Annotated in this window: 7 protein-coding genes; all 7 read right to left on the bottom strand. The window is 71.1% G+C overall.

Annotated elements, in window-relative coordinates; genetic code table 11:
• Positions 1-222: 222 nt before the first annotated feature.
• The gene (locus tag ACT86A_RS27060) at positions 223-1,824 is read right to left on the bottom strand and encodes an MFS transporter (RefSeq protein WP_445095049.1); all 1,602 of its coding nucleotides are present in this window, start codon (positions 1,822-1,824) and stop codon (positions 223-225) included.
• A 328-nt stretch (positions 1,825-2,152) separates the two neighbouring features.
• Positions 2,153-3,280 (bottom strand): glycosyltransferase, encoded by a 1,128-nt coding sequence (locus tag ACT86A_RS27055; protein WP_445095048.1) that lies wholly within the window; start codon positions 3,278-3,280, stop codon positions 2,153-2,155.
• A 46-nt stretch (positions 3,281-3,326) separates the two neighbouring features.
• Positions 3,327-4,655: a glutamate-1-semialdehyde 2,1-aminomutase gene (locus ACT86A_RS27050; RefSeq protein WP_445095052.1), complete on the bottom strand. Its 1,329-nt coding sequence runs from the start codon at positions 4,653-4,655 to the stop codon at positions 3,327-3,329.
• A 20-nt stretch (positions 4,656-4,675) separates the two neighbouring features.
• Positions 4,676-5,266 carry a YdcF family protein gene (locus ACT86A_RS27045; RefSeq protein WP_445095047.1) on the bottom strand — a complete coding sequence of 197 codons (591 nt, stop codon included), beginning with the start codon at positions 5,264-5,266 and terminating at the stop codon, positions 4,676-4,678.
• Between the two features lies 1 nt (position 5,267).
• On the bottom strand, positions 5,268-6,593 hold the full coding sequence (locus tag ACT86A_RS27040) for a glycosyl hydrolase family 28-related protein (protein WP_445095046.1): 1,326 nt from the start codon (positions 6,591-6,593) through the stop codon (positions 5,268-5,270).
• The gene (locus ACT86A_RS27035; protein ID WP_445095045.1) at positions 6,590-8,083 is read right to left on the bottom strand and encodes a protein tyrosine kinase; all 1,494 of its coding nucleotides are present in this window, start codon (positions 8,081-8,083) and stop codon (positions 6,590-6,592) included. Before ACT86A_RS27035 ends, ACT86A_RS27040 begins: the two co-directional genes overlap by 4 nt.
• Positions 8,080-9,447, bottom strand: a complete 1,368-nt coding sequence (locus ACT86A_RS27030) for a hypothetical protein (RefSeq protein ID WP_445095044.1) — start codon at positions 9,445-9,447, stop codon at positions 8,080-8,082. Before ACT86A_RS27030 ends, ACT86A_RS27035 begins: the two co-directional genes overlap by 4 nt.
• Positions 9,448-9,455 lie beyond the last annotated feature (8 nt).

Raw genomic sequence — 9,455 nt, 5'->3', positions numbered from 1 at the left:
TCGCTTCCGGTCTTGCAGTAGGCGGTGATCAAGCCCATGGAGTACTCATCGACGGCGACCCGGCCACCTGGCCGTCCGAGCGCGGGCGCCGGATCGGCTGTCGGCGCCTGAATTCCCGGTTCGTCGCCTATCGCCACGCTGAGGCTGGGTGGGTGTGGTCAGCGTGCGTGGCCGGTCCGCTGGGGAGGGATGTGTTCGGTCGGCGTCCGAATGTCGGGGATGTCAGAGCAGCCCGGGCGTGGTGCCCAGTGCTGCGGGCGGTGTGTCGGGTTCGCGCATCATCCGGAACGAATTGAGCAGTCCGAGCAGTCCGGCCAGGATCGGCACGAGCAGCGCCGCCTGCAGCGCGAGAGGCCGTGCGTCGGTGTTGATCCGGACGATCTCCTCACGGATCGCGGGGGGCTGACCGGCGAGCAGCGACTCGAGTTCGGTGTTGCTCAGGACCTGCGCGTCGTCCTCGAGGACCTGCGCCACGTGCTCCTGCTCGGCGGGTGGGAGCACGTCGCTCGACTTCGCCATCGCGGTGAAGGTGAGCGACAGCGTGGCCAGCAGGACGGCGCCGGCGAACGCCAGACCGAACGAGAGCCCGAACGACCCGGCGGCAGAGTTGGTGCCCGCGGCTTCGCTGACCCGTTCCTCGGAGATCGGCGCGAGCGTGTAGTTGTTCAGCTGCGAGACGAGCAGGCCCAGGCCCGCGCCGGCGACGACGAGCGGTGCCAGCAGTGCCCACCCGAACTCCGCGCGGGGCACCAGCGGGACGAGCACCGCGACACCGATGGTGACGAGGACGAACCCCCACCGGATGATCGCGGCCGGACGCCGGGCGCCTGCCTTCTTTCCCGCGAGCAGCGCGACGGCGAACATGCTCAGCGACAGCGGAGCGAGGGACAGCCCCGCCTGCATCGCGTTGTACTCGAGCACCATCTGCAGGTAGATCGGCAGTGCGATCATCGTGCCACCCAAGGCGATCTGCTGGAGCATCTGCCCTGTGACCCCGAGCCGGAACACCTTGGACCGGAACAGGTCCGGGTCCATCAGCGCGGGTTCCTCCCGACGCTTGCGGCGGATCAGCCAGTACACAAGCCCGATCAACGCTGCCGCACCGACCACCAGGAAGGCCGCGATGGCCTCGTTCCCCTCCTGCCACACCAGGATTCCCAGCACGATGCCACCCATGCCCACGACCGACAGCACGGCACCGACCACATCCAGACCTCTCGCCCCCGTGTACGGCGCGTCGCGGACGAGGCCGATACCGGACAGGACGACGGCGATGATCACCACCTCGAGCGCGAACCCGACGCGCCACGACAGGTAGGTCGTGACGAAGCCACCGAGCAGCGGTCCCACGGCGGCGGCGATCGCGGCCGCCGCGCCGACGAGTGCATACACCTTCTTCTGCGCGGCCCCTTGGAAGTTGCCGTGCACCAGAGACTGCATGGCAGGCAACAGCAGGGACGCACCGATGCCACCGACCACCGCCCACAGCACGATCACCGCTGTCAGACTCTGCGCGAACGTCATCGCGGCCGCACCGGTCGCGTAGCCGAGCAGGCCCAGCACGTAGGCGCGTTTGCGGCCGATCAGATCCCCGACTTTGCTGCCGATCAGGATGAAGGCCGCCGACACCAACGCCTCGAGTGCGATCGCGGACTGCACGCCGCTGACGGTGGTGTCGAGGTCGCGCACCACCGCCGAGATCGACACGTTCATCAACGAGGTGTCGACGACGAGGACGAACATCGCCATCGCCAGCAGGACCGCCAGCAGTCGTCGCTTACCCGGCCACTGATCGGCACCCCCGGAAACAGCACCGTCGACCATGGCAGTACCACCACCTCGCTCGTCGTGAACCGGCGGCAACCCGTCCGGGCCAATCCAACGCTGAGCCCAGAGAGTAAGCCACTCGAGACACCTACGCCCGCATCCGGCCGCCAACTGTACGGCGGGCCTGGTTCGGCCCGACAAAGACAGGGCGCAGGTGGACAGATTCCGCGGAGTCAGCCCAGAGGGGCCAGCCACGAAAATGCGTCGTCTTTGAAGCTCTGCCGTTCGGGCGTGAGGCCGCGGTCGATCGCGAAACGAATATGGTGGCGGCTCCGCTGTTACTGCGGCCCGCCTCGGCTGCAACCACGAAAGGGCGGCATCGGTTTCAGGCGGGCGCGAGCACCTCGTCCACCACCGCCGCCATCCGGGCGCGGAAGGCCTCCGGGCCGAACGATTCCGCGTGCGCGCGGACCACCGCTGGGTCGTAGGCGGCGGCGTCGTGGCTGCGCAGTACCTCGGCGAACCCCTCGATCACGGCGTCGTCGTCACCCGCGGGCACGTGGGCGCCGCTCAGGCCGGGGACCACGGTGTCCAGCGCGCCGCCCTCCCCCACCGCGAGCACCGGGGCGCCGCAGGCCATGGCTTCCACCGGCACGATGCCGAAGTCTTCGACCCCCGGCATGAGCAGGGCGCGGCACCGGCGGTACACGTCCACCAGCACGTCATCCGGGGCGGCGCCGAGGAAGGTGGTCTCCGGTCCGGCCATGGCCTCCAGTTGGCGGCGGTAGCGGCCGTCGCCGACTATCACCAGGCGGCTGCCGATGCGCTGCGCGATGCGGATCGCGAGGTCCGGCCGCTTATACGGCACCAGGCGTCCGGCGAAGAGCAGGAAGTCTGCACGGGGGACGGAGGGGTCGGGGGCGAAACGGTCCAGGCGCACCGGCGGATTGATCACCGTGGCGGGCAGGCCCCACCAGTCGCGCACCCGCTCGGCGACGGCGTGGGAGTTGGCCACCACCCGGGTGAGGCGGGGCGCGGCGGTGAGTTCGCAGCGTTTGGCCAGCACGCCGAGCGCGGCCAGCGCGGCCCGGCCCACAAGACCGCCCCCCTCCCTGGCGCGGAAGGCGGGTTCCCAGGCCCAGCGGGCCGGGCTGTGCACGTAGGCGACCACCGGGGCGTCGGTGGCGAGCGCCGCCTGCACGGCGAAGGCGTGGTGGCTCACCACCACCGCGTCGAACCCGTCGCGCAGCGGCAGTGTGCGCAGCGCGCGCGGCACCAGCGGCAGCAGTGGGGCGTGCGAACGGCGGCCGGTGGCGGTATGGGCGCGGGAGAGCCAGGTGGTTTCCACGGCGTCCCACGGTGGGTGGGCGATGGCGGGCGCGGCGGTCGGGTCCACGATCGGGGCGAAGACTCGCGCCTGCGGCCAGGTGCGGGCGAATTCGCCCACCACGGCCTCGGAGCCACCGTACTCGGTGAACCGCTCGTGTACCAACGCTATCCGGGGCTCGTTCACTCCTGCACCCTTTCTCTTGCAGACGCTGGACGGGAGTCGGGAGGTGTCATCGGACCAACTCCGTGAGTCGGCGCGGCGCGGCGTACGCGCGCAGCGCGGGGGCGACCGGGCGGCCCTCCAGAAAGCCGTCCACCCCGCCGTGGTCCAGTGCCCGCGCGTAGACGGTGGCGGCGCCGCGGCAGGCGTCCACGGTGTGGTCGATATCGGTGTCGGTGTGCGCGGCGGAGGTGACGAACGACTGCCCGAGGACGCCGCGGCGCAACAGTTCCCGCAGAAACAGGGTGCGGAACTCCTGCGACGACCGGCCCTGCGGGTCGCAGGTCTGGAAGATCAGGCAGGAGGGCCGCCCGGTGACCCGCAGGTGCTCGGCGATGCCGAGTTCGGCGGTGATCTCCTCGAACCCGGCACGCAGCCTGCGCCCCGCGTGTTCCATCCGGCCGACCGGGTCGGTGGTGGCGTAGGCGTGCACTACGGCCCGAAAAGCCGCCAGCGCACCGGTTTCCGGGCCATGCGTGGTGGACAGCAGGAAGACGCGCGGGTCGTCGGTGCGTAGCCCGCCGCGCTCCATGTATGCGCGTTTCCCGGCCAGCGCCGAGAGCGGGAAGCCGTTGCCCATGGCCTTACCCCAGCAGGAGAGGTCGGGCGCGACCCCGTACACCTGCTGCGCGCCGCCCGCTGCCCAGCGGAACCCGGTGATCATCTCGTCGAATACCAGTAGCGCGCCGTATCGGTCGCACAGCATGCGCACCCCGGGCAGATAGCCCGGCGGCGGTTCGTGCAGCGCGGTCGCGGCTTCCATGATCACGCAGGCGACCTCGTGCTCGGCCAGCACCGCTTCCAGTGCGGCGAGATCGCCGTACGGGAAGGACACGGTGCCCGGCTCCGGAATGCCCGCGGACATGGCGGTGGTGCCGATGAACCAGTCGTCCACCGAGAAGAACGGCTGCGCGCACGCGGCGACCGTGACCCGGCCGGTGACGGCGCGAGCCAGCCGCACGGCGGCGGTGGTGGCGTCCGAGCCGTTCTTGCCGAATTTGACCATGTCGGCGGTGGGTACCAGGTTCAGGAAGTCCTCGGCAGCGGCCAGTTCCAGCACGGTCGGCCGGGAGAAGTTGCCGCCCTCGGCGATGGCGGCGGCCACCGCCTCGACCACCGGGCGGTAGCCGTGGCCGAGCGTGACGGCGCGCAATCCCATGCCGTACTCGACGAATTCGTTGCCGTCGCAGTCGGTCACCCGGCATCCGGAGCCGCGCACCAGCACCGGAGCCATGCCCTCGGGGTATTGGTCGGCCCCCCTGGCGTAGGTGTGCGCGCCGCCGGGCACCAGCTCGTGCAGCCGCGCCTGGGCGGCGTTGCTTCGCGTGAAATCGGTGATCACGCTCGCTCCTTCCCGGCTCAGCAGCCGAACTCGGTGACGGCCTTGAGATATCCGGCGCTCTGGCGCACGTACATCCAGGCGATGAACGGCAGATCGGTCCGGCTGGGGCTGGCGACCATGGTGAGTTCGCCGTCGAAACACTTGCCGACGATGTAACGCGCCCGCGACACGTGCGGGGTGAAGGTCACCACGATGATGTGCTGCCAGTGCTGTGCGGCGGCCCGGCGCCGGACCTCCTGCGCCTCACCCTGTGTGGTCCACGGGTTCGGTTCGAAACAGGAGACACGGAAGGGGAATTCACCGTCGCAGTAACGGGCCATGGCCGGGTCGTCCAAGCCGGTGGAGGCGGAGATGACCAGTTCCGGGGCGTAACCGCGCTCGGCCAGGTCGAGCCCGATGTCGAACCGCTCGTACGGGGTGCCGCCGAGCACCACGATGGCGTCGGCCGGGCGCAGCGGATCCACCTGCGGGTACACGAACACCGGCAGCCCGGCCACCGCGAGCGCGCCCACCACCAGCAGCCCGCCCAGTAGCGCTGCCCACCGGCGCACCCACCGCGGCCTCGGGGAGGGCGCGGTGTCGGGACGGTTCGGGGACGGCACGGTCATCTCAGCGCGCCGGCCGATCCTTGCCCAGCGGCGCGGTGCTCACCGCACCGGTCGGCGAGACCACCAGGCGCCAGTATCCGCCGTCGGAATCCCGCAGCACCACACCGGCGTCCGCGCGATCGGAGACGTAGGCGCCACTGGCCAGCACCGACGCCACTGCGGCGCCGTCAGCGGCCCTGGCCCGCAGGATCTCGCCGTCACCGCTGCCCTGCGCGGTCACGGTGCCGGTGAAGGTCGGCCGGTGCGTGCGACCGCGGCCGATCACCTGCCAGTGCTCCGGGAAGACCGCGGCGCCGATGTCCTCGCCCGCGCTGGAGATCAGATTGACCGCGGTGCCCTCCGGGCAGTGTTCGGGATCGATGCGCAATTCCACCGGCCTGCGCCCGGGGTCCGGGTCGAAGGCGATATTGGCGAGATACGGCTGCCGGCAATGGATCAGGTCGAGCACCACCGAGCGCGCGGACGCCTTGCAGTTCACCATGCCGAACTGCGACGGCCCACCCCGCCCGGCCGCGCCCACCTGCACCGCCACCTCGGCGCCCTCGAACCAGGCGTTGGTGATCCACCAGTTGTTGGCGGCGCCGTCGATCTGGATGTGCCGGTCGGTGGTGCCGGGATCGTTGTCGGAGACGAACTCGCTGTTGGCGATGGAGAGCCCGGCGTTGTGGTCGTTGCCGGTGCCGAGCACGCCGATCCGGTTGCTGGTGAACTTCGAGGAGGTCACATAATTCTGGATGCACGAGGTCACCAGCCCGGCCCCGAAGTTGTTGATGTCGCAATCGATGAACGACGTACCACCGGTGTTGTTCTCCAGCACGACGCCGCGCTGCGCGGCGTAGCGCGGATAGTTGTCGCTCAGGTGGTTGCCGCGAATCAGCACCTGGTCGAAGCTGCACCGGAAGCACCCGCTCAGCCGCACCGCCGTCGCGGCCGGGCCGGTGAGGTAGAAACCCAAGCGGGAGAACCGGACCCGCTGCCTGCCTTGCAGTGTGATCAGCGTGGTGTCGCTGTCGCAGAAGACGGTGGTGGCGTCGGCGCCGTCGCCGTAGACGACGGCGTAGTCCGGCAGGTCGGGCCACGCGGTGACCTTGTAGCAGCCCGCGGGCAGATACAGCACCAGGGGCGCGCCGTCGGTCCTACCGGCCGCGGCCAGCGCGGCGGTGTCGTCGGCCTTGCCGTCGCCGACGGCGCCGAACTCGCGCACATTACGCACGGTCGCGTTCACCGGCCCGGTGCGGGCGGGCAACTCCGTTTCGCAGGCGGCCAGCGGCACTGCGGCCGCGCCGAGCGTAGCGGCCAGCAGGTGCCGTCGTCGTAGGCCACTCACTCCTCCTGCCCGGATTCCGGCGCGGGCGCGGCGCGGTTGCCGCCGCGCCCGGTGAGCCGCCGCCACCAGCCGCGCGCGGAATCGACCGCGACGATCCCGGTCAGCGTGGCCCCGGCCCCGGTCAGCGCAGCAAGCGCGGCCTCGGCTCGATCGGAACGCGCCTCGCGCAGCACCACTACGCCGACGGTGCTCGCGCACTTCGCCGCCACCGCGAGCGCATCCGCCGTTGCGGTGGGCGCGGCGGTGTCCACCAGCACGTGGTCGTACCGGTCCTTGGCCGCGCGCAGCACCGCGTCGAACCGGCCGGAGGCCAGCAGGTCCACGGTTTGCCCGTCCGCGGCACCGAGCGGCAGCACCGTGAAATTGCCTCCGGGCCAGCGGGTCACAGCGTCGTCCATCGAGCCGTCGCCACGCAGCAGCGCGGCCAGACCACCGGTGTGCCAGGCGGTCGGCGTCTGCTCCAGCTCCGCGGGCGGCGGGCTGTCCGGGATGGCGCGCAGATTCAGCACCGCGGTCTTCTGGCTGGCGTTCTCCAGCATGTCCTCGCCCGCGCCGACGGTGGCGAGTTCGGGTTCGGGCTGCGGTTTGCCGTTGCGCACCCGCCGGTCGATCTCCGGGGTGGGCAGCAACGCGGAGGCGCCGGTGCGGGTGGTGTCGGCGTCGATCAGCAGCACCCGGCTGCCGGTGGCGGCCAGCACACCGGCCAGGCCGATCGCCAGCGCCGGTTCGGAGTCCGCGCCGACCCCGGTGAGCAGCACGGTCTTCGCGTCCTCGGGCAGCAGGGAGCGGACCGCGCGCAGGCCGTCGCGTTCGCCGTCCTTGCCGAGCGTGACGGTGCCGAGCAGCGGTTGTCCCAGCGGCGCGAGGTCGGCGGCGGTGCGTACCCGCCGATCGAACCGCTCCAGCAGCAGCGCCACCCCGCCGCCGAGCAGCAGCCCGGCCAGTGCGCCGACCACGAGCAGTTTGCTGCTCGCCGGACCGCTCGGCGCGGACGGCCGCTCGGCGCGGTCCACCACGGCGACCCGGGCGGCCGGCGCGGCGGTGCGCTCGATCGTCTCCAGATCGTCTACCAGCGCACGGAATTGGGAGATCACTTCATCGGCCAGCAGCCGGGCGCGCTCCGGGTCGGAGTCGGTCACTGTGACCCGCAGCAACGAGGTGGCGGGCGGTGAATCGGCGGTCACTTTGCCACGCAGCTCGTCCCGGGAGAACCTGAGCCCGAGCTGGCCGATCACCCGGTCCAGCACGAAGTCGCTGCCCACCAGCTCCAGGTACGAGCGCACCCGCTGCTGCGCGGCCAGGCCGCCCTGATAGGAGTCGGCGACCGAGGTACCGGTCGCCATCGACACGTAGACCGTGCTGGTCGCGGTGTAGGTCTTCGGCATCGACTGGGCCTGGAACGCCGCGAGCGCCAGCCCGAGCGCCAGCCCGGCCAGCAACACCGCCAAGCGGCGACGCACGATGCCCAGGTAGTCGGACAGTTCCCTCATTGTCTTCCTTCGCTTCCCACGGTCACGGGGACCGGCGGCGCGGTCGTCCGTTCTCGGTGCCGGCGCCATTCGCCCACCGCGAGGCGGACGAGCCAGGCCAGCACGACGACTTGCAGATATTTGCCGAATGTCTCCGCGGTGCCGAGCATTCCGCGCTCGAATACCACCGGGACCTCGATCATCCCGATGCCGAACAGCACCGGCACCAGGTGCCGCGCGTAGAGCCAGCGCGACCACCCGATCAGGACCACCGCGGTGACCGCCACCCCGATCACCACCCCGGCGTAGCCGCCGAGCACGTACCCCTCCGGGATACTGCCCTCGGCCAGCGACACCGAGACCTGGCTCATGTCCACCGAGGCGCCACGCACCTGGCTCGCCCACGCCGTACCCGCGTGCAGTTTCTCGCCGGACAGCAGTTGCGCCGGCACCAGGCTGCGGGCCAGGTGCACGATCACCTCGTCCGGCGTGAGCCAGCTGCCCGGCGTGGTGTAGTAGGCGTCGGTCGCGGCCTCCAGCAGGTCGAACCGCCGCAGCAGGCTGAGGAACGGGCGCACCGGCTCCGGGTAGGCGGAGTCCACCGCGGCTGCCTCGGCGCGCAGGTACGGCGTCGACTTGAGCGACTGCAACCAGTCGAACCCGGCGATGCCCGCCACCGCCACCGCGCCGATGCCGAGCAGTTTGTCCCTGGTCCATCCGGTGAGCGCGAACCGCACCGCCACGGCCAGCGCGGCGCCCAGGATCGGCGTCTTGGACTGGATCGCGGTGGTCCACCAGAGCTCTCCGAGGATCAATATCCCGAGCACCAGCAAGGTGGTCCGGTTACGGGCCGGCCGGGCGAACACGATGAGCCCTATCGCGCCCAGCGTGGCGGGCATGGTGAGCAGGTTCAGGATCGGGGAGGCGCTCTCCACCTCGCCGGCGGAGCCCGCCGCGCCGGCCGCCACACTGGCCAGCCGGGCCAGTGTGCCCAGCGCGTACAGCACCCAGAGCGTGGCGATCAGATCCCGGTCACCGGCCGACGCGGCCACCCGGTCGGCTCGCCCGCTACGCCGCGCCCACAGCGTGTAGCCGAGGATCAGCAGCGCGTAGACGGCGAGCCCGAACGCCACCGGTCGCAACGCGGCCTCGATCCCGGCGGCGTAGCCGAGTTGGGCGAGCCGCGGATCGGCCACGCTGTCGCCGAAGCGGGGCTCGGGGCGCACGATGAGCAGCACCACCGGACGCGCCACATACGACATCACCCAGTACACCGCCTGCGCGATGAGCAGAACCCGCAGGACCCCGGAGACGAGCAGCGCTGCCAGTACCATCGTCGCCAGCGCGGCGACGATGACGAGCAGCGGGACGTTCGCGGTCAGCACCGGACCAC

This window comes from Nocardia glycosmidis (genome assembly GCF_052545115.1).
Note: the sequence above shows the minus strand (reverse complement) of the source record. Positions and strands in the feature narration are given on the sequence as shown.